Here is a 26529-nt window from a genome sequence, read left to right on the forward strand (position 1 = left end):
TCGTGTCTTGTCTCGGTGCCGGGCGGCTAGCCGAGGAGGACGGACTGTGCCGCCCACGTCTGAATGGCCGGATACAGCTCCGGCAGGGTGGCGGCGGCCATGGTGACGTCGGCCGGGGGCGCGCTGGCGGCGGGACCCACGAGCGCCGTGGCGGCTCCGAGCGCGACCGCGGGAGCCAGGTCGTACTCGTGGATGTCGCCGATCGACAGCACAGGGCCGCGGGAGAGGGCGTCGGTGACGATGGCCTCGATGCCGGCGGGCTTCTTCGCGGAGGTGACGACGGCGTCGATGCGGCCTGCGGCGCCGAGCGTGTCGAGCGCCTCGGTAATGCGGATGTTCGGAGAGTTGGTCACGACCATGCGGTCGGCGTGTTCGCCGAGCGCATCGAGGAAGTCCGCGAGGCCCGCGGGCGCCTCGATGGGCGCGCCCCCGGTCGCGAGCAAGGAGCGGCTTTCCAAGTAGGCGGCGTCGAGGACCTCCTGCTCCACGCCGCGCGTAAGCGCGGCCGCCGCCACCGCGTGGTACCCGTCGCGGAAGGGGGAGCCGCCGGCCGCGAGCCGGGCAAACGCATCTTCGGCGTCGTCGACGATGCGGCTGTCCCCCGCCTCCCGCGCCACGCACGCGGCGTACGCGCGGACGGGGCCGTCACCCAGGGCAAGCGTGCCGTCGAAGTCGAAGATGACGGTGGGCCGCATGGTGCTCCTCGTGGTGCCTGGGGGCGCGCTGTCCGCGCGACTCCCCTCCGGTGGACGTTGCGTCCACGCTAGCGGCTCAATGTGGACGGATTGGCCACGATTCGGTTACGAGTGTGTGAAATCTTCACGGCGCCAGCCGCGTACGCGCCCACCCCTCCCGGCCAGTCCCGTTCCGACCTCTCCCGGCCCGCCCCGTTCCGACCTCTCCCGGCCCAGCCCGTTCCGAAGTGACGGCGATCGTGCACGACACCCGGAGAACGCGCCCGATCCCACGGCGTGTCGTCTGGATCACCCTCACTTCGTGACACCGCGGGTCGGGGAGGCGCGAGGTGAGGACTGCGCGAGGCGGGACGTGCGAAGCGTGGGACGCGCGGGGCGCGGTCAGGCGCCGGTGCGGTCCACGTGGGACAGCGAGCGCACCTTGCGCTCGAGGTGGAACTGCGCGTACGCGGCAATGAGCCCGGCCGCGTCCTTGCGGGGGCGGTCGGCGGAAGCATCGGCAGCCGTCCAGTTGCCAGCCAGCAATGCCTCGAGCAACGAGAAGGTCTCGGGCGCGGGAGCCGCGGCGCCTGGCGGTCGGCACGTCTCGCAGACCGCCCCTCCCCCCGCGACCGCGAAGGCCCGGTGCGGACCAGGGCGTCCGCAGGACGCGCAGTCGTCAAAGCTGGGCTCGTAGCCCGCGAGCGCGAGTGAGCGCAGCAGGAAGGAGTCGAGCACCAGGCCCGGGTCGTGCGCGCGTCGGCTAAGCGCACCGAGCCCGCCGTGGAGCAACCGGTAGTGCTCGTAGGACGGCTCCTTCTCGTGGTCGACCAACTTGTCGGCGGTCTCGACCATGGCCGTGGCGGCGGTGTAGAGCGCGTAGTCCTCGGCGATGCGGCGCGCGTAGGGCTCCTTGGTCTCGACCTGGCTCACGATGTCGAGGCTGCGCCCCTCGTAGAGCTGCACGTCGACGAGCATGAAGGGCTCCATGCGCGAGCCGATGCGGCTCGTCGTGCGGCGCACTCCCTTGGCGACGGCGCGCACCTTTCCGTAGCGGCGCGTGAGCATCGTGACGATGCGGTCCGCCTCACCCAGCTTGTGGGTGCGCAGGATGATGGCGTCGTCTCGGTACAGGGGCACGCCCTATTGTCTCCCGTCGGGCGCATCGCGTCGGGAGGCGGCCCCGATCAGGCGACAGCCGCGGCCAGACCGTCGAGGATCATGTCGAGCCCGACGTCGAAGGATGCCCCGAACGAGTATCCGGGTTGGACCACATGCTCCATCGCCAGGCGCGTCATATGGGGGTAAAGCCCCGACGTGAAGACCTCCGCCATCTGCTCGGCGACATCGGCTAGGCCCTCACCCCCCTGGTCCGGCAGGTTGGCTTCCTCGATCGCAAACCCATAGACGTAGCTATCCAGGATCGCGTAGCCGTGTGCCATCAGCGACAACGGCAGTCCGCCCCGGTCGAGAGTGGCGAGCATCGCCTCATGGTGCCGGAGCAGTTGGGGCCCCGGCGACCTCCTCGACTCGAGCAACGGCACCGCCCACGAGTGGCGCACCAGCACGGTGCGGGCCGAGCGACAACGCGTGCGAATGGCGTCGCGCCACTCGAGTTCCTCGGGCGGCAGGTCCATCTCACCGAACACACGCTCCACCATGAGGTCGAGCAGGTCTTCCTTACCGGCGACGTGCGTGTACAGCGTCATGGGCTTGGTGTCGAGCTCCGCGGCGAGAGCACGCATGGTGAGCGACTCCACACCATCGCGATCCGCGAGCGTCATGGCCGCGTCGACGATGCGATCCTGCGACAGCTTGGCGCGCGGTGCGGTGGGCATGTGCAATGTCCTTTGTCGAGGCGAATGAGCTGTGGGGCTGATCAAGTGTCACAGATGCGGGTACGCCCACGGCCCATCCGGGACCGCGCGTGTCTCCCCTCCCCCAACAACCGTCAGTACGTTGCCGAGGACATCTGGGCGATGCCGTACCCCAGGAGCGCCACCATGGCGCCGGAACTCAGCATGAACATGCACAGGATCGCGGGGATGGCGTACCAGGGGTACTCCTTCTTTTGGGACTGCGGGGCGGTCGTGACGTCCTGTTCGTTGCGGGACATGAGCTTCTCCTCGGTAGGTTCGTACTTAGTACGCCTACGACATTATACCGTACTTAGTACGTCGCCAACAGCGCAGGTAAATATGTCTTTCTTCCCTTTGCGGTTGCACGTCGTACAAAGTACGCCTAACGTTCTCGGTAGCAAGCGTACTAAGTACGAACCGCGAAATCCCCGGGGAGGGAACCATGAACACCAGCACCACCGCAACGTCCACGCAACACGACACCGCCACCATGACTGCCGCAATCCAGCGCCATTACTCCGGACCGGAAGAGATCCACGTCGACACCATGGCCGTGCCGCAACCGGGCACGGGCGAGGTGCTGCTCGAGGTGCACGCCGCCGGCGTCGACCGCGGTGTCTGGCACCTCGCCACCGGACACCCCTTCGTCATGCGCTTCATCGGGTTTGGCCTGCGCCACCCCAAGCAGCCCATCATGGGCACGGATGTCGCGGGTGTCGTCACCGCGATCGGTGCCGGCGTCACGCGCCTTGCCGTGGGCGACGAGGTCTTCGGCACAGCCGACGGGTCATTCGCCTCGTTCGCCCTTGCCAAGGAGGACCGCCTCGCCTCGAAGCCCGCTGAGGTCTCGATGGCCGATGCCGGGGCCATGCCCGTTTCCGCCGTCGCCGCCCTCCAGGCGGTGGAAGACGCCGCCAACGTCCGCGCCGGTCAGCGCGTCCTCGTCTTGGGCGCCTCCGGTGGCGTCGGATCCTTCGCCGTCCAGATCGCCGTGGCCGCCGGTGCGCACGTCACCGGCGTCGCGAGCGCGGCGAAGGCCACCCTGGTCACCAAGATGGGCGCGGAGCGCGTCATCGACTACCGCACCACCGACGTCACGGCGCTCGGCGAGACCTTTGATGTCATCATCGACGCGGGAAGCCTCACTCCCCTACGCCGCCTGCGCCGGATCCTCTCCCCCACCGGCACGCTGGTCATCGTGGGCGGAGAGGGTGGGGGCTTCCTCATCGGCGGCGCGGGCCGCGCGCTGGTAGCACCTCTCGTGTCGCTGTTCACGAAGCAGCGCCTGCGCGGACTGATGTCCGCCACCAGCGCGGCTCGCCTGCGCCGCGTCGCTGCGTTGGTCGAATCCGGCGCCGTCCGCGCCGCCATCAGCCACCGCTATCCGCTCGATCAGGCGAGCGAGGCCGTCACCGACCTCGCCCAGGGCCGCATCGCCGGCAAGGCCGTCGTCACCGTCCGCGCCCGCGTGTCCTGACCCGACCCCACTACACACCAGACGAAAAGAGACGGCCATGACCCTCCGCACTGAACTGTCGGTGCCCAGCGCTGCGCGCATCGCCGGCATCGGCTACATCGCCATCGTGATACTCGCGATGGGCGCGAACTTCCTGGTCCGCAACGCACTCGTCGTGGTCGACGACCCTGCGGCCACTATGCACAATATCGCCGAGCACGAGACCACGTTCCGCCTGGGAATCGCGGGCTTCGCCGCCATCGCCATGATCGACATCGCCATCGCGTGGGCGCTCCACGTCCTGCTGCACGCCACCGGTGAGCGCCGCTCGCTCCTCGCGGCGTGGCTCCGCCTCGCCTACACCGTGGCGTTCATCCCCGCTATCACCTTCATGTTCGTCGCCCTCGAGCTGTCCGCAGGCGGCGAGCTCGTCGCAGGCCTCGACGACGGCCAGCGCGCCGCCCTGACGGGCCTGGCCATGGAGGCGTTCGACGTCACCTGGCTGCTCGCGTTGGTGGCCTTTGGCCTGCACCTCATGGTTCTGGGCCGCATCATCGTGGCGACACGGATCGCGCCGCGCACGTTGGGCATCGGCCTGGCCATCGCGGGGCTCGCGTACGTCGCCGATACGTTCGCTCATCTGCTGCTGGCCAACTACGCCAATGTCGCGGGTGTGTTCCTCGCGGTGGTCGCCACCGCGTCGATCGTCACCGAGGTGTGGTTCACCGTCTGGCTGCTCGTGCGTGCGCCCCGAGCGGTGCGAGCCCTCCCCGGCGCCGAGCGGCCAGTGACAGCATCCCCGGCTACTCGCCGATGACGCGCCCCAGGTTGAAGGCGTCAAATTCCTCGAAGCCCACGGCGTCATAGACCGCGAGGACGGCCTCGTTCGAGCGACGCACCTGCAGGTTGACCTTGACGCACCCGAGAATCTCCAGCTCTGCCACGGCACGCTCGACGAGCATTCGTGCGATGCCCTCACGGCGCCGGCCGGGGTCGACCGCGAGGTGATACAGCCACCCGCGGTACCCGTCGTAGCCGCCCAGGAGTGCGCCGACCACCGCGTCGCCATCCGTCGCCACCCAGAACAGGTCGGGGTCACGCGCCAGCTTGCGCTGGATCACTCCGCGCGGCTCGTTGCGCGCGGGGTCGTCGGGAAAGCACGTCTCCCACAACGCGACCACCGCATCGGTGTCGCGGGGAGCGAAGCGTCTCACGCGGGCGGGCATGCTACTCCTCCGGGGTCTTCTCGGTCTGGACGACGACCTCGACGGGCTGGCCTGCGGCGGCTTGCTCGATCTCGTCGTCGGTGGGGTCCTCGGAGAGCTGGTCCATCACGGCGGCCGGGTCCGGCAGCGATGCCACGACGCGGTACATCACCTCGTCGTCGTAGGCCGCGCGGCACGCGAAGGCCACCTCGTCGATGATGACGTCGTCGGGGCAGATAAAGGCGGTGACGTCCTCGGCGTCGGTGGCGGCCGTGATCGAGCCGATCACGTCATTGGCCACCGCATCGAACGCCGCATCCGGCGAACCGGTCCAGCATTCGCGCACGTACGGGTCCTCGATGTCTGCGAGGGCGTCCTGCTGGAGTGCGTCGCACCCCACCGCCGTGAACCCGTCCGCACTCAGGTCCGGAAGCTGATCGGCGGCGCGCTCGGCCTGCGACGGCCCGGAGCAGCCTGCCGTGACGACCACAGCCGTGGCGAGAGCCACGGCCAGGCGACCACGGCATCGGCCACCAGCCATCGCACGGCCGAGCACGCCAGCCATCAACGAGCCGCTCGGTTCACCGCCGAGATGATCGCCTTGAGCGTCGCGGTCGTGATCGACGGGTCGATGCCGACGCCCCAGTAGATCTCGTCGCCGATCTGGCACTCGACGTAGGCGGCCGCCTGGGCGTCGCCGCCCGTGGTCATGGCGTGCTCGTGATAGTCGAGCACCTCGACCTTGACGCCGCGCGTGCCGAGGGCGGCGACGAACGCCGCGACCGGGCCGTTACCCGAGGCCTCGATGGTGACCGGTGCGCCGTTGTCGGTGATGTCCGCCGCGAGGGTGTCCTCGCCCGCGTCCGTGCTGGTGGTGCGGGTGCCGCGCAGCGAGAAGCGTCCCCATTGGCCTTCGGCCGTCGGCGACGGCAGGTACTCGTCGCGGAACGTGGTCCAGATGTCCTCGGCCGTCTGCTCCTTACCCGTCGCATCGGCCGCGACCTGGATCACGCGCGAGAACTCGATCTGGAGCCGGCGCGGCAGGTCGAGATTGCGCTCCGTCTTCAGCAGGTACGCGACGCCGCCCTTGCCGGACTGCGCGTTGACGCGGATCACGGCCTCGTACGAACGGCCCACGTCACGCGGGTCGATGGGCAGGTAGGGCACACCCCACTCGACGTCGTCGACCGTGGCCCCGGCGGCCTCGGCCTTGCGATCCATCGCGTCCAGGCCCTTCTTGATGGCGTCCTGGTGCGAACCGGAGAAGGCGGTGTAGACCAGGTCGCCGCCCCACGGGTGGCGCGGGTGCACGTCGATCTGGTTGCAGTACTCGACGGTGCGGCGGATGCCGTCGATGTCGGAGAAGTCGATCTGGGGGTCGATGCCCTGGCTAAACAGGTTCATGCCCAGCGTCACCAGGTCCACGTTGCCCGTGCGCTCGCCGTTGCCGAACAGGCAGCCCTCGATGCGGTCCGCACCGGCCATGTAGCCCAGCTCGGCGGCGGCGACGGCGGTGCCGCGGTCGTTGTGGGGGTGCAGGCTCAGCACTACGGAGTCGCGGTAGTCGAGGTGGCGGTTCATCCACTCGATCGAGTCGGCGTAGACGTTGGGCGTCGCCATCTCAACGGTCGCGGGCAGGTTGATGATGACCTTACGGTCCGGCGTGGGCTTCCACACGTCCAGGACCGCGTTGCACACCTTCACGGCGTACTCGAGCTCGGTGCCGGTGTAGGACTCGGGGCTGTACTCGTAGAACACCTGGGTGTCCGGGATGGTCTCCTCGAACTTCTGGCACAGCATCGCCCCGTGCGTGGCGATGTCCATGATCTCGTCCTCATTGGCACGGAACACGACCTCGCGCTGCAGCACGGACGTCGAGTTGTACAGGTGGACGATGGCCTGCTTGGCACCTTTGAGCGACTCGTAGGTGCGCTCGATCAGGTGTTCGCGCGCCTGCGTCAGGACCTGAATGGTGACGTCGTCGGGGATCCGGTCCTCCTCGATGAGGGCACGGACGAAGTCGAAGTCGATCTGGCTGGCCGACGGGAAGCCGACCTCGATCTCCTTGTAGCCCATGCGCACCAGCAGGTCGAACATGCGCATCTTGCGCTCGACGTTCATGGGCTCGATGAGGGCCTGGTTGCCGTCGCGCAGGTCCACGGCGCACCAGCGGGGGGCCTCGGTGATGGTCTGCGACGGCCAGGTGCGGTCGGGCAGGTCGACCGTGATGATCTCGTGGAAGGGGCGGTACTTCTGGATGGGCATCGAGGAGGCGTTCTGCGCTCCGCCGGTGTAGTGCTCGCTCATGCTGTGGTCAATCCTTCGGGTCTCGGGGGCTTTCACTCAGCCGGCGCACGAAACTCCGCGACGAGGATCCGGCCTGGGTCTAGGCCTCGTCGCGGCGGCGAAGGAGCAGCGAGCGTGCACGCATAGATTCACCATAGCGGAAGGCCGATGCGTCGGTCACCACCGCCGTACGTCCCGCCGCAGATGGGGACAATTGCGGCGCGTCCTCGCGCGACACGCCGCAAATGGGGCCATTTGCGGCATACGCGGGGAGGAGCGCGGCTAGAACCCCAGGCGGCCCAGTTGCTTGGGGTCGCGCTGCCAGTCCTTCGCGACCTTGACGTGGAGGTCGAGGTAGACCCGTCGACCCAGCAGACGCTCGATGCCCGCGCGTGCGGTCGCTCCGACCTCCTTGAGGCGCGAGCCCCCGCGGCCGATGATGATGCCCTTTTGGGACTCGCGCTCGACGAAGAGGTGCGCGCGAATCTCGAGCACGTCGCGGTGCGCGTCCTCCGAGTCGGGCTCCACGAGCTCCTCGATCACCACCGCGATCGAGTGAGGCAGCTCGTCGCGCACACCCTCGAGGGCGGCCTCACGAATGAGCTCCGCGATGCGCACGTCCTCGGGCTCGTCCGTGACGTGACCCGCGGGATACAGCGCCGGCCCGGCCGGCAGGTGCTGCACGAGCACGTCCACGAGAGTGTCGACCTGGATGTCCTTGACCGAGGAGACGGGCACGATGTCCGCCCACTCCCCCAGCTGAGACACGGCAAGCAGGTGCTCCGCAACGCGCTCGCGCGACACCGCGTCGACCTTGGTGACGATCGCGACGACGGGAGCCTTGGCATCGGCCAGCTCGCGGGCGATCCACTTGTCGCCCGGTCCCACCTTCTCGTCCGCGGGCAGGCAAAAGCCGATCACGTCGACTTCCGCGAAGGTCTCGCGCACCAGGTCGTTGAGGCGCTCACCCAAGAGGGTGCGGGGGCGGTGAAGCCCGGGCGTGTCGACCACGACCAGCTGCGCATCCTCGCGGGTGAGCACGCCACGAATCGCGCGACGCGTGGTCTGGGGGCGCGACGACATGATCGCCACCTTCTCTCCCACCAAGGCGTTCATGAGCGTCGACTTGCCCACATTGGGTCGGCCCACAAAGCACGCAAACCCGCTGCGGTGCGCCTGGCTGTCAGTCATCCTCGTCCTCCTTTGGTGCGGCCTCGACGATCACCGACGTGAGCCGTCGCCGCCTGCCCTCGACCCTGTCGGCCGTGAGCGTCACTCCATGAATGGTGCCCCGTGCACCGCGAATCGGCACCTTGCCGATCGCCTTGGCCAGCAGTCCCGCGGCCGTCTCCACGTCATCATCGTCAATCTCGAACTCAAACAGCTCTCCCAGCTCGTCGAGCGGAAAGCGGGCGGGAACGCGGTACTGGCCGCCTCCCAGGTCCTCGACGTCCGGTGCGAGCCGGTCGTGCTCGTCGACCACCTCGCCCACGATCTCCTCGAGTGCGTCCTCGATGGTGACGAGGCCGGCGACGCCGCCGAACTCGTCGACCACGATCGCCATGTGGAATACCTCGGATTGCATGCGACGCAGCAGGTCGTCGACGGGCACGGACTCGGGCACGAACTCCGGCTCGCGCATGAAGTCGTCCACCGGCACGTCGAGTCCGCGCGCGTCGTCCCAGGTGCGCTCCACGACGTCCTTGAGATAGATCACGCCCACGGTGTCGTCCACCCCGTCGCCGATGACGGGCACGCGCGAGAACCCCGAGCGCAGGAACAGCACCATCGCCTTGCGCGCAGGGGTGCCGGACGCGATGGTGATCATGTCGGTGCGCGGCACCATGACCTCGCGTGTGAGGGTGTCACCGAGCGACACCACGGAGCGCAGCAGCTCGGCGTCTTCCTCCTCGAGCGCGTCCTGGGCCTGTTCCACGAGGTCCTCGGGCTCGGCCAGCGGCGGCGCCTGCAGCGCCGGCACCACGTAACGGACGGGTGTGGTGAGGCGGATCGAGATCCAGGCAAGCGGCGCGAGCACGCGCACGGTGCCCAACGGCTGGCCGCGCCCGATCTGGCGCGGCACCGCACGCACCGCGACGAGCGACAGGAATGCTGCCACCGCCGCGGCCACGAGAGCAACCAGGTAGATCGACCAGTGCAGGGGTTCAACGAGGTCCGCGACGATCAGCGTGACGCACACGAGTCCGACGGCCTCGAACGTCGCGTAGGCCACGGAGGTCGCGGCGTCCGTTTGGGAGGCGGCGGCCGCGAGGCGGGCCGATGCCGTGGGCCGCCCGTCGGGGCGGCGCCCCTGGGCGAGCTCACGCTCCTGGGCGTGCGGCAACTGCTCGAACGCCGCGACGACGGCGTGCAACACCGCCGCACCCACGAGGCTCACCCCGGCTATCAGCGCCAATGTGAGCAGCTGTGTCCCGGACACGAGCCCCCTATCCGCGGCCGGCGAGGAACGTCAGCAGGAGCTTGCGCTGCAGCGCGAACATCTCCTTCTCCTCTTCGGGCTCGGCGTGGTCGTATCCGAGCAGGTGGAGGATGCCGTGGGTCGTGAGGAGCAGCATCTCCTCCTCGGCGGTGTGGCCGGCGGTCTTGGCCTGGCGGGCCGCCACCGTGGGGCACACCACGATGTCTCCGAGCAGGCCCGCCGGCGTGGGTTCGTCGGCGGTGCCGGGGCGCAGCTCGTCCATGGGGAAGCTCAGCACGTCGGTCGGGCCGGGCTCGTCCATCCACTGGATGTGCAGCTGCTCCATGGCGGGCTCGTCGACGAAGATGATCGACAGTTCGGCGCCGTCGGCGACGTGCATCTCGCGCAACACGTAGGTGGCGAGCTCGGAGAACTCGATCTCGTCGACGTCGATGTCGGTCTCGTTGTTGACGTCGATCATGAGCGCTCCTCCTTGAAGCGGCGCTGCTGGCCGCCGCCGCGCGGTCCGCGCGACTCGTCGGCCTTGGCGTAGGCGGTGATGATGTCGGACACCAGGCGGTGGCGCACCACGTCCTGGGCGGACAGCTCGCAGATGGCGATGTCATCGATCCCGTCGAGGATCTCGCGAGAGGCTCTGAGGCCCGAGCGGGTGCCGCCCGGGAGGTCCACCTGTGTCACGTCGCCGGTGACAACCATGGTGGAGCCGAATCCCAGACGCGTGAGGAACATCTTCATCTGTTCCTGGGTGGTGTTCTGCGCCTCGTCGAGGATGATGAACGCGTCATTGAGGGTGCGGCCGCGCATGTACGCGAGCGGCGCCACCTCGATGGTGCCGGCCTCCATGAGGCGCGGGATCGACTCGGGGTCCACCATGTCGTGCAGCGCGTCGTACAGCGGACGCAGGTACGGGTCGATCTTCTCGTTGAGTCCGCCGGGAAGGAAGCCGAGCCGCTCGCCCGCCTCGACCGCGGGGCGGGTGAGCACGATGCGGTTGACCTTCTTGGCTTGCAGGGCGGCGACGGCCTGCGCCATCGCGAGATAGGTCTTGCCGGTTCCCGCGGGGCCGATGCCGAAGGTGATCGTGTGGCTTTCGATCGCCTGTACGTAGGCGGCCTGGCCCTCGGTCTTAGGCCGAATGGTGCGGCCTCGTGTAGACAGGATCGAGCGGCTCAGGACGGAGACGGGTCGGGCGGCCGATGCATCGGCCGGCTCCCCGCCCGCGGCGCCTGCCGCTGCGGTCACCACACCGCGGGCGCCGGCAAGCATCCGCACGCTCTCGCGGGCCACCTGAGGGGTCAGCGGCACCCCGGCCGCCATCACCGAGCGCAGCTCATCCACCGCTCCCGAAGCCGCGGCCACCTGTGCCTCGTCACCGGTGAACGTGATCTCGTTGCCGCGCACGAGGATCTGGACGGCGGGGAACGCGCGTTCGATCTCGCGCATGACGGCGTCCCCGGAACCCATGAGCTCCTGCATTCGATCGGCGTCCTCGACGATCACCACCTGTCGTGTGCTCACGCAGGCTCCCATCCGAGTTCGCCGCCACCGAGGACGTGACCGTGCACGTGGAACACGCTCTGCCCAGCCTTGGCACCCGTGTTGAAGATCCACCGGAACTCACCGTCGCATTCGGTGTCCGCGATCTGCTGCGCGGCGGCGGCCATGTGCGCGAGCAGCGTCGCGTCGGTCGCGGCGAGTTCGGCGACGTTCGGCACGTGCAGGCGCGGCACCACGAGGACGTGCGTGGGCGCCTTGGGGGCGATGTCGCGAAAGGCGATCAGGTGGTCGTTCTCGAGGACCTTGTCGGCGGGGATGTCGCCCGCGACGATCCGGCAGAACAGGCAGTCGTCACTCATACGGCTAGCGTAGGCCCCCGCGCAAGGAGGCATCGGCCCAGGTGCCACGGGAGGCCGCGAGCGCGGCGATCGCCGCCGGCCCCGCGCTCGAGGCACGCAACACATGCGGGCCGAGCAGCACGGGCTCCGCGCCCGCGCCCGTGAGGAGACCGATCTCTTCGTCGGCGATGCCGCCCTCGGGACCCACGATGAGCCACACCGGCTGGTCCGGGGCGTCCCAGGTGAGTGCTGTCAGCGGCGTCGAGGCGTCCTCGTGAAGGATGAGCACGCGGGTGCCGGCGGCGACGGCACGGTGCACCTGCCAGGTGAGTTCTTTGGTCGTGACGACGCCCTCGACGTCGGGTACGCGGGCGCGCCGCGACTGCTTGGTCGCGGCCAGCACCAGGTCCACCCACTTCTGACGCGCCTTGTCGGCCTTGGGGCCGCGCCACTGCACGATGGCGCGCTGTGAGGCCCACGGCGTCACGCCGGTGATGCCGAGCTCCACCGCGGCCTCGACCGCCTGCTCGTCGCGGCCACCCTTGGCGAGCGCCTGGACCAGCATGATCTCGGGGTCCTCGTCGCGCCCGACGGCACCGATGCGCACCGTCATCGCTGCCGGCGCGGCCGCCACGATCTCGCCGCGCGCCCTCCGGCCCGCACCGTCGACGAGGTCGACGACCTCGCCCACCGCGCGGCGTTGCACCGTCACCGCGTGGCGAGCCTCTGCCCCGGTGACCGTGACGGAGTCGCCCACGGCGGCATCGGCCACCTGGGGATCGACGAACACGGGGGCGCTCACCGACTCAGCGTCCCTTGAAGGCGTCGCGCAGGCGGTGGAACACGCCGCCACCCACCGGCGCGAGGTTGGCCTCGGGCAGTTCCTCGCCGCGCAGTGCCGCGAGCTGACGCATCAGGTCGGCCTGCTCGTCGGTGAGATCGGTGGGCGTGTGGACGTCGAGTTGCACGATGAGGTCGCCGCGTCCCGCGCGCTGCAGGCGTCCCACGCCCAAGCCCTTGAGCTTAACGGACGAGCCCGCGTGGGTGCCCGGGCGGACCTCGACGGGCTGCTCGCCGTCGAACGTGTCGACCATCATCGTGGCGCCCAGCGCGGCCGCGGTCATCGGCACCTCGAGGGTGCAGTGCAGGTCGTCGCCGCGACGCTCGAACACCTCGTCGCGCTTCTCGCGGATCTCGACGTAGAGGTCGCCCTTCTGGCCGCCCGCGACTCCGGCGTCACCGCGGCCGGCGAGGCGGATGCGGGTCCCGGTCTCGACACCGGCGGGGATGTCCACCTTGACCGTGTGGCGCGAGTGGGTCCGGCCCTGGCCCGAGCAGTCGCCGCACGGGGAGGGGATGGTGGTGCCGTAACCGCCGCAGGCGGGGCACGGTGAGGTGGTCATGACGTTGCCTAGCAGCGAGCGAGCCATGCGCTGCACCACGCCCTGGCCGTTGCACTGGCGGCACTGCTGAGGCTCGGTGCCCGGTGCGCAGCACGAGCCGTGACACGTGGTGCACACGTCCGCCAGGTCTACCTGCACCTCACGGCTGACGCCGAACACGGCCTCCTTGAGGCTGATGGTGGCTTGGACCAGGGTGTCGCCGCCGCGCTGAGTGCGCGAGGCCGGGCCACGCTGCTGCTGACCGCCGAACGGGCTGCCCCCGCCGCCGAAGAACTGCTCGAAGATGTCCTCGAAGCCGAAGCCCTGCGGGCCGCCCTGGGCTCCGGCGTGGCCGCCGCGCGGGTCCACGCCGCGGTCGTACTGGGCGCGCTTGTCGGCGTTGCCGAGCACCTCGTACGCGGCAGCGACTTCCTTGAAACGCTCCTCGTTACCGGTCTCGGCGACGTCGGGGTGCAGCTCACGGGCGAGCTTGCGGTAGGCCTTCTTGATGTCCGCCTCGGAGGCGTCCCTGGTGAGCCCCAGGGTGGCGTAGTAATCGTTCACTCGTTCTCCACGACTCTCGACAAGTAACGGGCGACGGCACGCACGGCGGCCATCGTCCCTGGATAATCCATACGGGTGGGACCGAGGGCGCCCAGCAGTGACGACGTCTCCCCGGTCGGGCCGTAGCCCGCCGCGACGATCGACGTGCGCGCGAGCGCCTCGGAGTTGGTCTCGGCGCCGATGCGTACGGCCACGTCCTGGCCCGCACCGGTCATCTCGTGCAACAGTCTCAGCAGCACGACTTGTTCCTCGAGCGCGTCGAGGATCGAGCCGATCGCGTCGGACTCGAAGTCGGCGCCGGCCCGCGCCAGGTTGGATGTGCCGGCGAACACGACCCTACGGACGGTGCCGCCCTTCGCGGCGGCCACCACTGCATCGGCCACCGCCGCCGCCCAGATGGGCTGGCCCGGTCGGGCCACCCATCGCGCGAGCGACTCGATCAGCGGCGCGGGAGTGAGACCCACGGCCGCCTCATTGAGGTCGCGCGCGACGATCTCGAACTCGTCGTCGCCCGGCTCCATCCCGAGCGCGACGGTGGACTGCTCCACCCGGGCATCGGCCGACACCACCACGACGAGCGCGCGGTCGGTGCCGATGCGCACCAGCTCGACGCGGCGCACGGCAGACTCGCGCAGGCTCGGGTACTGGACGACGGCGACCTGACGCGTGAGCTGGCTGAGCAGGCGCACGGAGCGCTCCACCACGTCATTGAGGTCGACGGCGTCCGACAGGAAGGTACGAATCGCGCGCCGGTGCGGATCCTGGAGCGCCTGGCCCGCGACGTGGTCCACGAAGGAGCGGTAGCCGGCGTCCGTGGGAATGCGACCGGCCGAGGTGTGGGGCTGCGCAATGAGCCCCTCCTCCTCGAGAATCGCCATGTCATTGCGAATCGTGGCGGGGCTGACTCCTAGGTGGCTTGCATCGGCAAGCGCCCTCGAGCCCACCGGCTCCGAGGTGGACACGTAGCCCTCCACGATCGCGTGCAGGACGGCGCGGCGACGGTCCTCGCTCATGCAATCCCTCCCGTAGGTCTTCTGGCACTCGCAGGGTTCGAGTGCTAATCCTAACGCGCGGGTGCGACAGGTAGCGTGAGCACGGGAGGTGGGGCATGAGTGAGGGGACACGACGCAGCGAGATGGCTGCCGCCGCGTGGGCGCAGCTCGGAGCGGCGATCGGGCCGGTGGTGCCGTGGGCGATCTGGCTGTCGCAACGGCGCCGGTCGGTCTGGGCCGCGCGTCAGGCGGCCGCGGCGACCAACTTCGGCATGCTCGTCCTCGTCGTATTCGTTGCGGCGAGTCTTGTCAGAGTTTTCGTGCCGCTGGTCGGGTTTGTCGGTACATTGGCACAGTTGGCGGTCGTCGTGGTGTCGCTTTCGCTGGGGATCCAGGGCTTTCGAGCGGTACGCGGGGGTTTGCCGGCGACGTATCCCTACGACATCAAGGTTGTGAGACGCCATGACTGACAGCACCACACCTCCCCCGCCGCCAAGCCAACCCGCAGGGGGCGCATCCGGGGGCTCGAATGCCAACCTGATGCCCGCCCTCGCCCACCTCACCACGCCGCTGGGCTTCCTGTTGCCGCTGATCTTCTGGCTCGTGGGCAAGGACCAATCCTCGTTTGCCGATTCCGAGGGCAAGGCCGCGCTGAACTTCGGCATCGTTGTCACCATCGGCTACGTGATCTCGGCCGTGATCGGCTTCATCCCGATCATCGGGCTGCTGTCCCTGCTGATCAACCTCGCGATCTTCGTGGTCGCGCTCATCTTCGGCCTCCAGGGCTTCCAGGCGGCGCAGAAGGGCCAGTCGTACCGCTACCCCTTCACGCTTGACCTCGTGAAGTAGGCCACCGCTAGCACGTGGCCCCTCGCCTCACTCGAGGCGAGGGGCCACGTGCATATGCCAGGCTTATCGCTATGACCGACAACGCCTCCGGCAACCAGAACCTCATGGCGGTGCTCGCACACGCCACCGTCTTCACGGGCTTCCTCTTTCCCCTGATCTTCTGGCTCATCGGCAAGGACCAGTCATCCTTCGCGGACGCCGAGGGTAAGAAGGCGGTGAACTTCGGCATTCTCGTCACCCTCGGATACGTCGCCGCGAGCGTGCTGGGCGCCATCCCGTTCATCGGATGGCTGTCGGGCATCGTGTCCGCCGCGGTGTTCGTCATCGCGGTGATCTTCGGCGTTCAGGGCGCGGTCACCGCGAACCGCGGCGCCGCGTACCGCTACCCCGTCACGATCGACCTCATCAAGTAGCCCCGGAGCACTCCCTGACTCCTCACCCTGAGGGTGTCAGGGACACCAATCGATCAGGGGGCCGATGCGCCGGCGGCCCCGCGCGTGCCAGGCTTGCCTCATGAGCGACAACAGTGTTCCTTCCTACGGCCAGCCCGCGGTCGAGCCGATGCTCGAGTCCGAGGCTCGCCAGTATTCGTTGCTGATCCATCTCATCGCCGCCATCGCGGTGGTGCTCTCGGCCGGGTTCCTCGGCTTTGTTGCGCCGCTGGTGATCTGGCTGATGTTCCGTCAGCGCAGCGCGCTGGTCGACTTCCACGGCAAGCAGCAGCTCAACCTGCAGATCACGGTGTTGCTCGGCGGGCTCGCGGCGATGCTCGTCGGACTCGCGCTGTTCGGCGTGGGGATCTTCGTCACCCTGCCGCTGTACTTCGCGTACTGGGTCTACTCGATCGTGATCTCGTTCATCGCGGCAAGCAAGGCCAATAGCGGCCTGTACTACCCGATCCGCTTCGCGATCCCGTTCCTCAAGTAAGCAGCCGCACCGCAGCATCGGCCAGCAGGCGGCCGCGCAGCGTGAGACGGAGGACCCCGGCGATCGCGGCGCGGCCGTCGAGCACGCCGTCGGCCACGAGCGAGGCGATCTGGCCGGGCCGCGGTTCCGGGAGGTCCGCGACCGGCATCCCGTCCACTAGGCGCAGGCGCAGCATCACGGACTCGAGCGCGAGGTCGGAAGCGGTCAGCGGTTCACGCTCCGCGGCCGGGTCCTCTCCGGCCGCCAGCCTGGCGGCGTAGGCACGAGGAAGCTTCACGTTCCACCACCGCTCGGCGCCGTGCTCCGTGCCGTCGGCGTCGGTGCGCGGCCCGAGGTAGCTGTGCGCGCCCGGGCCGACCCCCCACCAGTCCTGGCTCGTCCAGTACGCGACGTTGTGGCGGCAGCGCTGGCCGGGCTCGCGCGCCCAGTTCGACACCTCGTACCAGGCGAAACCGGCGGCGGCCAGGCGCTCGTCGGCGGCCTCGTACATGTCCGCCTGCGTGTCGAGGTCGACGGCCTCGATCTCTCCGCGCTTCAGTTGACGTCCCATACGTGTGCCGGGCTCGATGACGAGCGCGTAGGCGCTGATGTGGTCGGGCTCGAGCGCGATGGCGGCGTCGAGGCTCGCATGCCAATCCGCGAGAGACTCCCCCGGCGTGCCGTAGATGAGGTCAAGGCTGACCGCGAGGCCCGCCTCGCGCGCCCACGTCACAGCGCGGCCCACGTTCTCGGGCCGGTGCGTGCGTTCGAGGGTGGCGAGCACGTGAGGGACCGCCGACTGCATCCCGAATGACACCCTGGTGAAGCCGGCCTGCGCGAGCATGGTGAGCGACTCGCGCGTCACGGAGTCGGGGTTGGCCTCGGTGGTGACTTCGGCATCGGCCGTCAGCCCCCACGTGTCACGGACGCCGTCGAGCATGGCGACCAGGGCCGCGGGGTCTAGCATGGTGGGCGTGCCGCCGCCGAAGAACACGGTGCGGGCCGGACGCGGGTCGCCCGCCATCGCCCGACGGGCCGTCCCCATCTCCGCGAGGGCGGCCCCCACGTAGTCGTCGCGCGAGGAGAACTCTCCCTCGCCCGGCGCATACGTGTTGAAGTCGCAGTAGCCGCAGCGCACGGCGCAGAACGGCACGTGGATGTAGACGCCGAAGTCACGCTCTGGCGCTGCCACGGGGTGCGCCGCGTCCGCCACCGTTACTTCTTCTTACCCTTGTCCGAGCCGTCGTCGGAGGTGCTGAGAGCGGCGATGAACGCCTCGGGCGGCACCTCGACCGAACCGATGTTCTTCATGCGCTTCTTACCGGCCTTCTGCTTCTCGAGCAGCTTGCGCTTACGCGAGATGTCGCCGCCGTAGCACTTGGCGAGGACGTCCTTGCGGATGGCACGGATGGTCTCGCGCGCGATGATCCTGGCGCCGATGGCGGCCTGGACCGGAATCTCGAACTGCTGACGATCAATCAGATCCTTGAGCTTGCCGACCATACCGACGCCGTACTTGTAGGCGGCGTCCTTGTGGACGACCGCAGAGAACGCGTCGACGGTCTCTCCCTGGAGCAGGATGTCGACCTTCACGAGGTCAGCGGCCTGGTCGCCATCGGGCTCGTAGTCGAGCGAGCCGTAGCCGCGGGTGCGGGACTTGAGCTGGTCGAAGAAGTCGAAGACGACCTCGGCGAGAGGCAGCGTGTAGTGCATCTCCACGCGCGTCTCGGACAGGTAGTTCATGGTGCCCATCACGCCGCGGCGCTCCTGGCACAGCTCCATCACGGTGCCGATGAACTCGCTGGGTACCAGGATCGATGCCTTCACCACCGGCTCGCGCACCTCGGCGATCTTGCCGCCGGGGAACTCCGAGGGGTTGGTGACGGTGTGGATCTTGCCGTCCTCCATCTGGACCTCGTAGACCACGTTCGGGGCGGTCGAGATGAGGTCGAGGCCGAACTCGCGCTCGAGGCGATCGCGGACGATCTCGAGGTGCAATAGGCCCAAGTAGCCGCAGCGGAAACCGAAGCCGAGCGCCACCGAGCTTTCGGGCTCGTACACGAGCGCGGCATCGTTCAGCTGCAACTTGTCGAGCGCGTCGCGCAGCACCGGGAAGTCCGCGCCGTCGAGCGGGAACAGGCCCGAGTAGACCATCGGCTTCGGGTCGCGGTAGCCGCCGAGCGACTGCTCAGCGCGGCGCGCCGCGGTCGTGACGGTGTCACCCACCTTCGACAGGCGCACGTCCTTCACGCCCGTGATGAGGTAGCCCACCTCGCCCACGCCCAGGCCCTTCGTGGGCGTCGGTTCGGGGCTGATCACGCCAATCTCGAGCAGGTCGTGGGTCGCGAGCGTCGACATCATGGCGATCTTCTCGCGCGGCTTCAGCGCTCCGTCGACCACGCGCACGTAGGTCACGACTCCGCGATACGTGTCGTAGACGGAGTCGAAGATCATGGCCCGCGTGGGGGCGGCGGCGTCGCCCACGGGCGCGGGAATGTCGCGCACCACGCGGTCGAGCAGTTCGGGCACGCCTACGCCGGTCTTGCCCGAGACCCGCAGCACGTCCTCGGGCTCGCAACCGATGAGCTGGGCGAGCTCCGCCGCGTAACGCTCGGGGTCGGCGGAGGGCAGGTCGATCTTGTTGAGCACCGGGATGATGGTGAGGTCGTTCTCCATCGCGAGGTACAGATTCGCAAGCGTCTGCGCCTCGATGCCCTGGGCGGCGTCGACGAGGAGGATCGCGCCCTCGCACGCCGCGAGCGAGCGCGACACCTCGTAGGTGAAGTCGACGTGGCCGGGGGTGTCGATCATGTTGAGCGCGTGAGGCGTGCCGTCGACCTCCCACGGCATACGCACCGCCTGCGACTTGATGGTGATGCCGCGCTCACGTTCGATGTCCATGCGGTCCAGATACTGGGCCTTCTGCAGGCGCTCCTCAAGCACTCCGGTGATGCCCAGCATGCGGTCGGCCAGTGTCGACTTGCCGTGGTCGATGTGAGCGATGATGCAGAAGTTGCGGATCAGCTCGGGGGCGGTCGCCGCAGGCTCGATGCGGGTCGCGGATGACGCAGCTGGTGACACGGTGAAGAGTGTTCCTCGTCTGGGGGAAGGGCAGGACACGCCATTGTCCCACGAGTGACGCGATTCTCATGCGTGGGATAAACGTGCCGATAGACCCCGTGGAGGCAGGGACACGTCAGGGCCCCGCCCACAACCTGGGGAGATGCGATCGTGAACCACGACGCCGAGGTGTTTGCGGGAACGTTCCGCGACTCACCCCTCGCCATGGCAGTGCTGGATGCCGATGGACGCCTGCGCGACGCCAATCCCGCCCTGTCGACCCTCCTGGGCCGCCCCCTTGGCTTTCTCGTCGGCACTGCGCTCGGCGCTCTCGCCCACCCCGACGACCGCGACCAGCACCGACAGATCGTCGCGCACGTCTCGCGGGGCACCGACGAGCGCATCCAGGCGCAGGTGCGCTGCCTCCACGCGTCCGGTGACACCCTGTGGACGCGCATGACGGTGGCACGCCTGGGCGATGCGACGGGCTCCCTCATCACCTACGTCGAGGATCTCACCGAGGTGCGCCGCGCCCGCGAACTCGTCGAGCATCACTCCAATTACGACCTGCTCACTGGACTGGCCAACCGCACGCTGCTGCTCGACCGCCTCAGCGTCGCCCTCCAGCGCTCGGCCGCATCCACGGCCTGTATCTTCCTCGACCTCGACCACTTCAAGATCATCAACGACTCGCTCGGCCATGAGGCGGGCGACCTGCTGCTCGTGGAGATCGCGACGCGCCTCCAGGCGGCGGTCCGCCCCGGCGACATCGTCGCGCGACTCGGCGGCGACGAATTCGTGGTGGTCCTCGAGGACATGGACGAAGAAAGCGCGACGAGCACCATGCGCGCCCTCGTCGCGGCGGTGCGCGAGCCCGTCATGATCGCGACCCACGAGGTCGTGCCCACCGTGTCGGCAGGGGTCTCCGTCGGCACGCCGCGCACCACCGCCGAAACCCTCGTGCGTGATGCCGACATCGCGATGTCGCGCGCGAAGGCCGCGGGGCGCGATCGCGTCGAGGTGTTCTCGGAGGAATACCGGGACGACGCATTCGTGCGCCTCTCGATCGAGTCGGAACTGCGCGTGGCGCTGCGGGAAGGTCAGCTCGAGGTCCACTACCAACCGGTCGTCGACATGGACTCGCGTCAACCGGTCGCCTACGAGGCCCTCGTGCGCTGGCGCCACCCTCAACGCGGCCTGCTCCTGCCGGACTCGTTCATCGAGGTCGGCGAGGAGGCCAATCTCATCATCCCGTTGGGCGAGTTCGTGCTCGATGAGGCCTGCCACTTCATCGCCTCGCGCCCGTCATTCTCGGGCAAGGTCCTCGTCAATGTGTCCACCCGCCAAATCGGCGTCCCCGACCTCACCGGCACCGTCACACGAGCGCTCGCACGCCACGGTGTCGCGCCCTCACGCCTCGCGCTAGAAATCACCGAGTCGGGAATGCTCGTGGCGACCCAGGCGGCACTGACCGACCTACGCGGCATCGCGGACCTCGGGGTGGAACTCCTGCTCGACGACTTCGGTACCGGCTATTCGGCCCTCTCGAGCGTGCTGCGGTCCCCCGTGACGGGCCTGAAGCTCGCGCGCGAATTCACGCTGCGTTTGGGCGACCGGTCCACGGGCGATCGGATTTCCACGGCCGTCGCGAGCCTCGTCGACAGCCTCGGCATGCACGGCATCATTGAGGGCGTCGAGACCGAGTCTCAGTATCGTCAGGCCCGCGCGCAAGGCTGGAAGCTTGCCCAAGGCTTCCTCTTCGGCCGGCCGACGCCCGCCGAGCTCATCCCCGGTGCGCTCACGGCGCCGAGGGGGGCCGATGCCGTGGCCACCCCCAGCACCGCCGACGCCTTGGGCGGAGCGCTACCCGCGCCACGCTCCGCGGTCGACATCGACCACGACGACGCCCTGCAGGCCACCGCGTGGTGAGTGCGGTCCTCCGTTTAGCCTGAGCGCATGGAAATCGTCTTCGGCGTTCTCGCGGTCATCGCCGTGGTGGTGGCGATTGCGACCAAGGGTCGTCGCGCCGCACCCCCAGCCAGGCACCCTCGGCCCGGCGCGTATCCCGGTGACTTCGTGGGCACTCCCGCCATCTCGTACTCGCCGTCGCTCGACGGGGCGCCCGATCCTGGGGAGATCGTGTGGACGTGGGTGCCGTTCGAGGAGGATCACTCCCGCGGCAAGGACCGTCCGGTGCTGCTGATCGGCCGCGACGGCTCGTGGCTGCTGGGACTCATGCTGTCGAGCAAGGACCACGATCACGACGCGTCCAGCCAGGCCCGCTGGGGGCGACAATGGATAGACATCGGCACCGGGCCCTGGGATCGCCAGCGACGCCCGAGCGAGGTCAGGCTCGACCGCGTGGTGCGGGTGAACCCGGCCGAGGTGCGTCGCGAGGGCGCTATTCTGGACCGACAGCGATTCGATGCCGTCGTCCGGGAGGCGAAAGCCCGCCAAGGCTGGTAGCATAGTCGTTCGTGTGTGAGCGCGGCTCGCGCTCCAGCCCTCTAAGTTTTCCAGATTTCACCACCATCGAGAAGGATCGCTGTGGCAAACATCAAGTCCAAGATCAAGCGCATCGGCACCAACGAGAAGGCCCGCCAGCGCAACGTCGCCGTCAAGTCCGAGCTGAAGACCAACGTGCGCAAGGTGCGCGAGGCCATCACCGCGGGCGACAAGGACAAGGCCGTGTCCGCCCTCAAGGTCGCCGAGGTCAAGCTCGACAAGGCCGTCTCCAAGGGCGTCATCCACAAGAACCAGGCCGCGAACCGCAAGTCGGCGCTGGCCAAGCAGGTCGCCGCGCTCTAAGCGCCTCGACGTCACACGTCACACCCCGTCGCTCCCCTGGAGCGGCGGGGTTTCGTGCGTCTGAAGGCGTGCGGCCCCCGGCAGCGGCGCGGGGCTATCGCTTGGCGAGTTCGGCGACGGTGCGTACGGAGCGCTCGAGTGCGAACTGAGGGGCGCGCGACGCCCCCTTGATCTCGGCGTCCGCACGCGCCACGGCCTCGATAGCGCTCGCGAGGGTCTCGCCGTTCCAGCGCTGCAGTTCGCGGCGTGCGCGGTCCGCCTGCCACGGGGAAATCCCCAGGTCCTTGGTGGGGTCGAGCCGACGCCCTCGCGCGGCCCCCACCTTGGCGAGGATGCGCAGCTTTGCCGCCATGGCGGCATTGAGCGGCACGGGGTCATTGCCCGTCGCGAGGGCGTGGCGCACCAGGCTCAGCGCCTTCGCCACGTCGCCCTCCACGGCCGCATCGGCCACCGCGAAGGCCGTCGCGTTCACACGAGTGCCGTAGTAGCGCGTGACAGCGGCCTGGTCGATGGTGCCGTCCACGTCGCTCATGAGCTGCTGACATGCCGCCGCCACCTCGGCGATGTCGGTCCCGACGGCGTCCACGAGGCTACGCACGACCGCGGCCTGGACGGGGCGCTTGCCGCGCTCGAACTCCCCGCGCGCGAAGTCGACGATCTCGGCGTCCTTCTTTACCGCCGGGCACGTGTATTCGGGAGCTCCGGCCTTGCGCACGGTGTCGAGCAGCTTCTTGCCCCGCACTCCCCCGCCATGGCGGATGACCACGACGACCTCGGGATCGGGCTGGGCGACGTACGCGAGGGCGTCGGCGAGGAACTCGTCGTTCATGGCCTCGGCACCCTCCACGACCACGATCCCCGCGTCGTCGAACAGCGACGGAGATGCGGCGGCGAGCAGCGCCCCGCGCGTATAGGCGCCGGCGTCGAGCCGCGTCACGGGCGCGCCATGGCGCGCGGCGACGATCCGCTCGATGGCCCGCTGACCCAACAATGCCTCGGGACCCGACACGAGCACGACGGGGGCGGGCGCGGCGCGATGCCAGGTGGGCTCGGCGGTACGGGTGCGGGCGGCCATGGCACTAGGGTGCCATGCCCGTGCGACACCCCACACGCATCGCGGCGTCGGCGTTCGCTGTGGCCACCACGTCGCCGCATGTCGCCGTCACGGCCAGGGTGTCCACACGCGGCCCATAGAGGTCCAGCGCCGCGCGCGCGGGATGGCCATAGTCGTTGTCGGCACCCGCGCCGATGAGCCCAAGGTCGGCGCGCAGCAGGCGCGCGAGCCCCGGATCCTGGGCCCCCGAACCGTGGTGGGCGATCTTGACGACGTCTACCTGGAGCGGGCCGAGGCGTGCCGCTAGGCGCCGCTGCGCCTCCGGTTCCAGGTCCCCCAAGCCCAGCACGCTCACGCGCGGCGTCGTCACGAGGGTGACGAGGGAGGCGTCATTGGGATTGCCGATGTCCGCGTCGAGGTGGTCCTCCGAGAGGATGTCGACGTGCGTGCCCTCGACTATCAGGCTCGCCGCGACCTCAGGTACCTCGGCCGCGATACCCCGCTCCGCGACGGCGCGGTACGCCCGCCCGTCGCGTCCGGCGGCGGACACCCAGACCCGCGTCACTCTCGTCTCCCTCACGACTGCCGCGACCGCGCCGTCGTGGTCGGCATGCGGATGGGTCAACACGAGCAGCGGCACGTCCGTGACGCCGTAGCGTCTCAGGCATGACGACGCGCGGTCCTCGTCCTTCCCGGTATCGATCACGACGGCGGAGGACGGACCCGTGCGCACCAGCGTCATATCCCCCTGGCCCACGTCGCACATCACCACGTCCCACTCGTCCGTCACCGGCTCGGGCAGCACCCCTGGCACCACGCCGGCCGCGACGGCGACCACCGTCGCTGCCGTTGCGAGCCATCGGACCCGCCGCAGCGACGCCATGGACGCGATCACCGCACCCACGACGACGCCGATCGCGAGAGAGATGCCCCCGGCCCCACCGGGCCACGCCAGCCGCGCCCCCGGCAGGGCGGCAACCGTCGCCGCGACCGCCGCGATGGGTTGCACGGCCAGGTCGGCCAGGACCACCAGGGCTTCGCCGACGCCGGGCAACGCCGGCCCCACAGCGGACGCCGCCACTCCCATCACCATCACGGGAACGAGGAACGGCACCACCGCGAGATTCGCCGGCACCGCGAAGGCGGATACCCCGGGTTGCAAGGTGAGGAGCAGCGGCGTGAGCGCGAGCTGGGCGGCAAGCGGCACGGACACCGCCCGTGCGGCGCGCGGCGCGAGCACACGGCCCAGACGGCGGGCCAGGACGGGCGCCCACAGCACAATCGCTGTCACGGCCACGACCGACATCACGAAGCCGATCTCGACGGTGAGCATCGGAGCGGTCGCCACGACCCCGAGGATCGCGCCGGCCAGGGCGGGCAGGCCCCGCGCCTTGCGTCCGAGTGCCACGGCGGCCGCGACCACGAGCGCCATGACGGTTGCTCGAGCCACGGACGGTGCGGGGCCGACAAAGGTGGAGAACACACCCGCCGCCGCGGCCACGGTCGCGGCGGTGACCCCGCGTGGCACCCGGGCCGCCCGCGTCACGGTGAGGACGAGCATCGTGACGACGGCGAAGTGCGCACCCGAGACGGCGGTGAGGTGCGCCAGTCCGGATGTCCTCATGGCGTCGACCTGGTCCTGAGGCATGGCGGAGGTATCTCCCGTGAGCATGCCGCGAAGGAGCCCGCCACGGTCGTCTGGCAGCCGTGCCGTGACGTCGGCGAGCCAGCGGCGTGCGCGCGCCATATAGCCCGGCGCCTCCGCCCGGTCGACGAGCGTCGCCTCCCACATGACCGGGCCGTCGTCGCCGGCATCGAGCTCACCGACCACCTCGACCGCCTCGTCGCGGCGCACTGTCCCGGGCTGCAACACGGCGGTGACGCGACCGGTGGTCGCCTGCCAGGCATCGGTGTCCGAGGGACGCCAAGCGTCAAGCGTGAGGTCGACCATCGCGACATCGGTGCCGCGCAGCGCCACGTCGCGCGGGGCGGCGTCCACGGTGCCGCGCACGTGCGTAGCCGCGGCTCCCATGGGCACCGAGGCGTCACTCGCCGTCTCCGCCAGGCTCGCCGATGCCGCACCCATCGCGCAGGCCACGGCCGCCAGCACCGCGGCGGCGGCGCCGCTCCGCGCGAGCGCTCCGGCCGACGGCGCCGCTCCCTCGCCGGGCGCGGGTTTTCCGGGCTGCGCGCACAGGTGGACGGTGGCGGCCACCACCGCGGCCGCGAGCACCACCGCAACAAGCATCTCCGTGGAGCCGGCGATCTGCGCCGCGACACAGCCGGCCCACGCTCCCGACGCGGCGGGAATCAGGCGCGCATCGTGGGCGGGCCTCACATCGTGACGAGACCGTCGAGCCGGGCGACAAGCGCGGGGCCAATGCCCGAGACCCGTTGCAGATCCTCCAGGCTCTCATACGGGCCGTTGGCCTCGCGGTCGCTCACAATATTCTGAGCGGTGACAGGCCCCACCCCAGGCAGGGTCTCGAGTTGGTCGAGCGAGGCCGAGTTGAGGCGGACCGGTCCGCCGTCGGCATCGGCCGCCTCGTCCCCCACTGCGGGCACGTCGATCTGTTCACCGTCCTGCGGCACCCGGGCCAGGTTGACGGAGGCGAGATCGGCGTCCGGCAGGGCGCCGCCGGCCCGGTCGATGGCGTCCGCCACTCGCTCGCCGTCTCTCAGCTCGACGAGTCCCGGCGCGGCCACCTCTCCCGACACGTGTACGACCATCGCGTCGGCACCGACGGCGCCGGACGCTTCCCCGTCCGCGAGTTGTGCGACATCCGCGCTTGGGGTCGAGGACGATGCCGTGGTTGGGGACGGCACCGCCGCAAGCGATGGCGCGGAGGGCTGCCTTGTCACGGCCCACCCGACGAGCAGGATCAGCGCGATGAGGCCCGCCGCGGTCAGGGCCACTCGCGGCGAGAGCGACCACCGCATGCCCCGCGACTCGTCATCGATCTCGCGCCCATGGGCTGTCTCGTAGGCGTGGCCTGCGGCCCTGACGGCGCTCTCCCGCCAGCGCGCAAGGGCGTCGTCATCGCGGGGGTCCTGGGGGACGGTCATGGCTCGACCGTAGGTGCGTGACGCCCCCGCGGGGTGGGCGACGGGGTCGCCGTGAGCGAGTGGGCCGGGAGGGTGGGCCTGGGGACGATGCCG

The 26529-nt window shown here is 69.5% G+C and carries 29 protein-coding genes; 9 read left to right on the top strand and 20 right to left on the bottom strand.

Features of this window, described 5'->3' with window-relative positions; translation table 11 throughout:
- Nucleotides 1-26 precede the first annotated feature (26 nt).
- The 4 genes from B7K24_RS12640 to B7K24_RS13500 form a co-directional block, all read right to left on the bottom strand.
- A complete protein-coding gene (locus B7K24_RS12640; protein WP_084130692.1) occupies nucleotides 27-695 on the bottom strand; it encodes an HAD family hydrolase in 669 nt (222 codons plus the stop codon).
- A gap of 381 nt (nucleotides 696-1076) precedes the next feature.
- Nucleotides 1077-1814, bottom strand: a complete 738-nt coding sequence (gene recO, locus B7K24_RS12645) for a DNA repair protein RecO (protein ID WP_084130693.1) — start codon at nucleotides 1812-1814, stop codon at nucleotides 1077-1079.
- Nucleotides 1815-1861: 47 nt separating this feature from the next.
- Entirely contained in the window at nucleotides 1862-2512 is a 651-nt protein-coding gene (locus tag B7K24_RS12650; RefSeq protein ID WP_084130694.1) for a TetR/AcrR family transcriptional regulator, read from the bottom strand.
- Between the two features lie 113 nt (nucleotides 2513-2625).
- Complete coding sequence (locus B7K24_RS13500; protein WP_159449251.1) at nucleotides 2626-2790, bottom strand: hypothetical protein; 165 nt, start codon at nucleotides 2788-2790, stop codon at nucleotides 2626-2628.
- 185 nt (nucleotides 2791-2975) lie between these two features.
- On the opposite strand from B7K24_RS13500, the gene B7K24_RS12655 reads away from it, so the two are divergent.
- Nucleotides 2976-4010 (top strand): NAD(P)-dependent alcohol dehydrogenase, encoded by a 1035-nt coding sequence (locus tag B7K24_RS12655; protein ID WP_200808348.1) that lies wholly within the window; start codon nucleotides 2976-2978, stop codon nucleotides 4008-4010.
- Nucleotides 4011-4047: 37 nt separating this feature from the next.
- A complete protein-coding gene (locus tag B7K24_RS12660) occupies nucleotides 4048-4806 on the top strand; it encodes a DUF4386 domain-containing protein (RefSeq protein WP_084130695.1) in 759 nt (252 codons plus the stop codon).
- Here B7K24_RS12660 and B7K24_RS12665 read toward each other — a convergent pair.
- The 11 genes from B7K24_RS12665 to hrcA all read right to left on the bottom strand — a co-directional run bounded on the left by B7K24_RS12665 (nucleotide 4793) and on the right by hrcA (nucleotide 14714).
- Entirely contained in the window at nucleotides 4793-5215 is a 423-nt protein-coding gene (locus B7K24_RS12665; protein ID WP_084130696.1) for a GNAT family acetyltransferase, read from the bottom strand. The two genes, B7K24_RS12660 and B7K24_RS12665, sit on opposite strands and share 14 nt — an antisense overlap.
- A gap of 1 nt (nucleotide 5216) precedes the next feature.
- A complete protein-coding gene (locus B7K24_RS12670) occupies nucleotides 5217-5702 on the bottom strand; it encodes a hypothetical protein (RefSeq protein WP_144268314.1) in 486 nt (161 codons plus the stop codon).
- A gap of 56 nt (nucleotides 5703-5758) precedes the next feature.
- Nucleotides 5759-7501, bottom strand: coding sequence for a 2-isopropylmalate synthase (leuA, locus tag B7K24_RS12675; protein WP_084130698.1), 1743 nt, complete (start codon nucleotides 7499-7501; stop codon nucleotides 5759-5761).
- Nucleotides 7502-7762: 261 nt separating this feature from the next.
- Complete coding sequence (gene era / locus B7K24_RS12680; RefSeq protein ID WP_084130699.1) at nucleotides 7763-8671, bottom strand: GTPase Era; 909 nt, start codon at nucleotides 8669-8671, stop codon at nucleotides 7763-7765.
- Nucleotides 8664-9920: a hemolysin family protein gene (locus B7K24_RS12685; RefSeq protein ID WP_144268315.1), complete on the bottom strand. Its 1257-nt coding sequence runs from the start codon at nucleotides 9918-9920 to the stop codon at nucleotides 8664-8666. Before B7K24_RS12685 ends, era begins: the two co-directional genes overlap by 8 nt.
- A 7-nt stretch (nucleotides 9921-9927) precedes the next feature.
- Entirely contained in the window at nucleotides 9928-10380 is a 453-nt protein-coding gene (gene ybeY / locus B7K24_RS12690; protein ID WP_084130701.1) for an rRNA maturation RNase YbeY, read from the bottom strand.
- Nucleotides 10377-11450, bottom strand: coding sequence for a PhoH family protein (locus B7K24_RS12695; protein WP_200808349.1), 1074 nt, complete (start codon nucleotides 11448-11450; stop codon nucleotides 10377-10379). The genes ybeY and B7K24_RS12695 overlap by 4 nt, the downstream gene beginning before the upstream one ends.
- On the bottom strand, nucleotides 11435-11776 hold the full coding sequence (locus tag B7K24_RS12700; RefSeq protein WP_084130702.1) for a histidine triad nucleotide-binding protein: 342 nt from the start codon (nucleotides 11774-11776) through the stop codon (nucleotides 11435-11437). Before B7K24_RS12700 ends, B7K24_RS12695 begins: the two co-directional genes overlap by 16 nt.
- A gap of 4 nt (nucleotides 11777-11780) precedes the next feature.
- Complete coding sequence (locus B7K24_RS12705) at nucleotides 11781-12557, bottom strand: 16S rRNA (uracil(1498)-N(3))-methyltransferase (RefSeq protein WP_084130703.1); 777 nt, start codon at nucleotides 12555-12557, stop codon at nucleotides 11781-11783.
- Nucleotides 12558-12561: 4 nt separating this feature from the next.
- The gene (gene dnaJ, locus B7K24_RS12710) at nucleotides 12562-13701 is read right to left on the bottom strand and encodes a molecular chaperone DnaJ (protein WP_084130704.1); all 1140 of its coding nucleotides are present in this window, start codon (nucleotides 13699-13701) and stop codon (nucleotides 12562-12564) included.
- Nucleotides 13698-14714, bottom strand: coding sequence for a heat-inducible transcriptional repressor HrcA (gene hrcA / locus B7K24_RS12715; RefSeq protein ID WP_084130705.1), 1017 nt, complete (start codon nucleotides 14712-14714; stop codon nucleotides 13698-13700). Before hrcA ends, dnaJ begins: the two co-directional genes overlap by 4 nt.
- Before the next feature lie 95 nt (nucleotides 14715-14809).
- Here hrcA and B7K24_RS12720 point away from each other — a divergent pair, with 95 nt between their 5' ends.
- From B7K24_RS12720 to B7K24_RS12735, 4 genes are all read left to right on the top strand, one after another.
- A complete protein-coding gene (locus B7K24_RS12720; RefSeq protein WP_084130706.1) occupies nucleotides 14810-15163 on the top strand; it encodes a DUF4870 domain-containing protein in 354 nt (117 codons plus the stop codon).
- A 70-nt stretch (nucleotides 15164-15233) separates the two neighbouring features.
- Entirely contained in the window at nucleotides 15234-15542 is a 309-nt protein-coding gene (locus B7K24_RS12725) for a DUF4870 domain-containing protein (protein WP_084130707.1), read from the top strand.
- Between the two features lie 71 nt (nucleotides 15543-15613).
- Entirely contained in the window at nucleotides 15614-15955 is a 342-nt protein-coding gene (locus B7K24_RS12730; protein WP_084130708.1) for a DUF4870 domain-containing protein, read from the top strand.
- A gap of 100 nt (nucleotides 15956-16055) precedes the next feature.
- Complete coding sequence (locus tag B7K24_RS12735; RefSeq protein WP_159449252.1) at nucleotides 16056-16469, top strand: DUF4870 domain-containing protein; 414 nt, start codon at nucleotides 16056-16058, stop codon at nucleotides 16467-16469.
- On the opposite strand, the gene hemW is transcribed toward B7K24_RS12735, so the two are convergent.
- Together hemW and lepA are read right to left on the bottom strand one after the other, a co-directional pair.
- Entirely contained in the window at nucleotides 16462-17661 is a 1200-nt protein-coding gene (hemW, locus tag B7K24_RS12740; RefSeq protein WP_084130710.1) for a radical SAM family heme chaperone HemW, read from the bottom strand. The two genes, B7K24_RS12735 and hemW, sit on opposite strands and share 8 nt — an antisense overlap.
- A gap of 2 nt (nucleotides 17662-17663) precedes the next feature.
- Entirely contained in the window at nucleotides 17664-19529 is a 1866-nt protein-coding gene (gene lepA / locus B7K24_RS12745) for a translation elongation factor 4 (protein WP_084130711.1), read from the bottom strand.
- A 150-nt stretch (nucleotides 19530-19679) separates the two neighbouring features.
- On the opposite strand from lepA, the gene B7K24_RS12750 reads away from it, so the two are divergent.
- From B7K24_RS12750 to rpsT, 3 genes are all read left to right on the top strand, one after another.
- On the top strand, nucleotides 19680-21437 hold the full coding sequence (locus tag B7K24_RS12750) for a bifunctional diguanylate cyclase/phosphodiesterase (protein WP_084130712.1): 1758 nt from the start codon (nucleotides 19680-19682) through the stop codon (nucleotides 21435-21437).
- Nucleotides 21438-21464: 27 nt separating this feature from the next.
- A complete protein-coding gene (locus B7K24_RS12755; RefSeq protein WP_200808350.1) occupies nucleotides 21465-21974 on the top strand; it encodes a type II toxin-antitoxin system PemK/MazF family toxin in 510 nt (169 codons plus the stop codon).
- 81 nt (nucleotides 21975-22055) lie between these two features.
- Nucleotides 22056-22316: a 30S ribosomal protein S20 gene (gene rpsT / locus B7K24_RS12760; RefSeq protein ID WP_084130713.1), complete on the top strand. Its 261-nt coding sequence runs from the start codon at nucleotides 22056-22058 to the stop codon at nucleotides 22314-22316.
- A gap of 94 nt (nucleotides 22317-22410) precedes the next feature.
- Here rpsT and holA read toward each other — a convergent pair whose 3' ends face one another.
- From holA to B7K24_RS12775, 3 genes are read right to left on the bottom strand one after another with little or no spacing between them, the layout of a single operon-like run.
- The gene (gene holA / locus B7K24_RS12765; protein ID WP_084130714.1) at nucleotides 22411-23391 is read right to left on the bottom strand and encodes a DNA polymerase III subunit delta; all 981 of its coding nucleotides are present in this window, start codon (nucleotides 23389-23391) and stop codon (nucleotides 22411-22413) included.
- Between the two features lie 4 nt (nucleotides 23392-23395).
- Entirely contained in the window at nucleotides 23396-25708 is a 2313-nt protein-coding gene (locus B7K24_RS12770; RefSeq protein WP_084130715.1) for a ComEC/Rec2 family competence protein, read from the bottom strand.
- Nucleotides 25705-26436, bottom strand: coding sequence for a ComEA family DNA-binding protein (locus B7K24_RS12775; protein ID WP_084130716.1), 732 nt, complete (start codon nucleotides 26434-26436; stop codon nucleotides 25705-25707). Before B7K24_RS12775 ends, B7K24_RS12770 begins: the two co-directional genes overlap by 4 nt.
- Nucleotides 26437-26529 lie beyond the last annotated feature (93 nt).

The organism is Demequina sp. NBRC 110055 (assembly GCF_002090135.1).
Lineage (GTDB): Bacteria > Actinomycetota > Actinomycetes > Actinomycetales > Demequinaceae > Demequina.

Bases quoted from the DNA above. Each gene is read 5' to 3' on its own strand.
- B7K24_RS12640 (WP_084130692.1), bottom strand. From the start codon at position 695: ATGCGGCCCACCGTCATCTTCGACTTCGACGGCACGCTTGCCCTGGGT.
- B7K24_RS12700 (WP_084130702.1), bottom strand. From the start codon at position 11,776: ATGAGTGACGACTGCCTGTTCTGCCGGATCGTCGCGGGCGACATCCCC.
- B7K24_RS12720 (WP_084130706.1), top strand. From the start codon at position 14,810: ATGAGTGAGGGGACACGACGCAGCGAGATGGCTGCCGCCGCGTGGGCG.
- B7K24_RS12695 (WP_200808349.1), bottom strand. From the start codon at position 11,450: ATGGGAGCCTGCGTGAGCACACGACAGGTGGTGATCGTCGAGGACGCC.
- B7K24_RS12725 (WP_084130707.1), top strand. From the start codon at position 15,234: ATGCCCGCCCTCGCCCACCTCACCACGCCGCTGGGCTTCCTGTTGCCG.
- hrcA (WP_084130705.1), bottom strand. From the start codon at position 14,714: ATGAGCGAGGACCGTCGCCGCGCCGTCCTGCACGCGATCGTGGAGGGC.
- B7K24_RS12665 (WP_084130696.1), bottom strand. From the start codon at position 5,215: ATGCCCGCCCGCGTGAGACGCTTCGCTCCCCGCGACACCGATGCGGTG.
- leuA (WP_084130698.1), bottom strand. From the start codon at position 7,501: ATGAGCGAGCACTACACCGGCGGAGCGCAGAACGCCTCCTCGATGCCC.
- B7K24_RS12735 (WP_159449252.1), top strand. From the start codon at position 16,056: ATGAGCGACAACAGTGTTCCTTCCTACGGCCAGCCCGCGGTCGAGCCG.
- B7K24_RS12730 (WP_084130708.1), top strand. From the start codon at position 15,614: ATGACCGACAACGCCTCCGGCAACCAGAACCTCATGGCGGTGCTCGCA.
- B7K24_RS12755 (WP_200808350.1), top strand. From the start codon at position 21,465: ATGGAAATCGTCTTCGGCGTTCTCGCGGTCATCGCCGTGGTGGTGGCG.
- ybeY (WP_084130701.1), bottom strand. From the start codon at position 10,380: ATGATCGACGTCAACAACGAGACCGACATCGACGTCGACGAGATCGAG.
- B7K24_RS12660 (WP_084130695.1), top strand. From the start codon at position 4,048: ATGACCCTCCGCACTGAACTGTCGGTGCCCAGCGCTGCGCGCATCGCC.
- B7K24_RS13500 (WP_159449251.1), bottom strand. From the start codon at position 2,790: ATGTCCCGCAACGAACAGGACGTCACGACCGCCCCGCAGTCCCAAAAG.
- holA (WP_084130714.1), bottom strand. From the start codon at position 23,391: ATGGCCGCCCGCACCCGTACCGCCGAGCCCACCTGGCATCGCGCCGCG.
- B7K24_RS12655 (WP_200808348.1), top strand. From the start codon at position 2,976: ATGAACACCAGCACCACCGCAACGTCCACGCAACACGACACCGCCACC.
- B7K24_RS12775 (WP_084130716.1), bottom strand. From the start codon at position 26,436: ATGACCGTCCCCCAGGACCCCCGCGATGACGACGCCCTTGCGCGCTGG.
- era (WP_084130699.1), bottom strand. From the start codon at position 8,671: ATGACTGACAGCCAGGCGCACCGCAGCGGGTTTGCGTGCTTTGTGGGC.
- B7K24_RS12650 (WP_084130694.1), bottom strand. From the start codon at position 2,512: ATGCCCACCGCACCGCGCGCCAAGCTGTCGCAGGATCGCATCGTCGAC.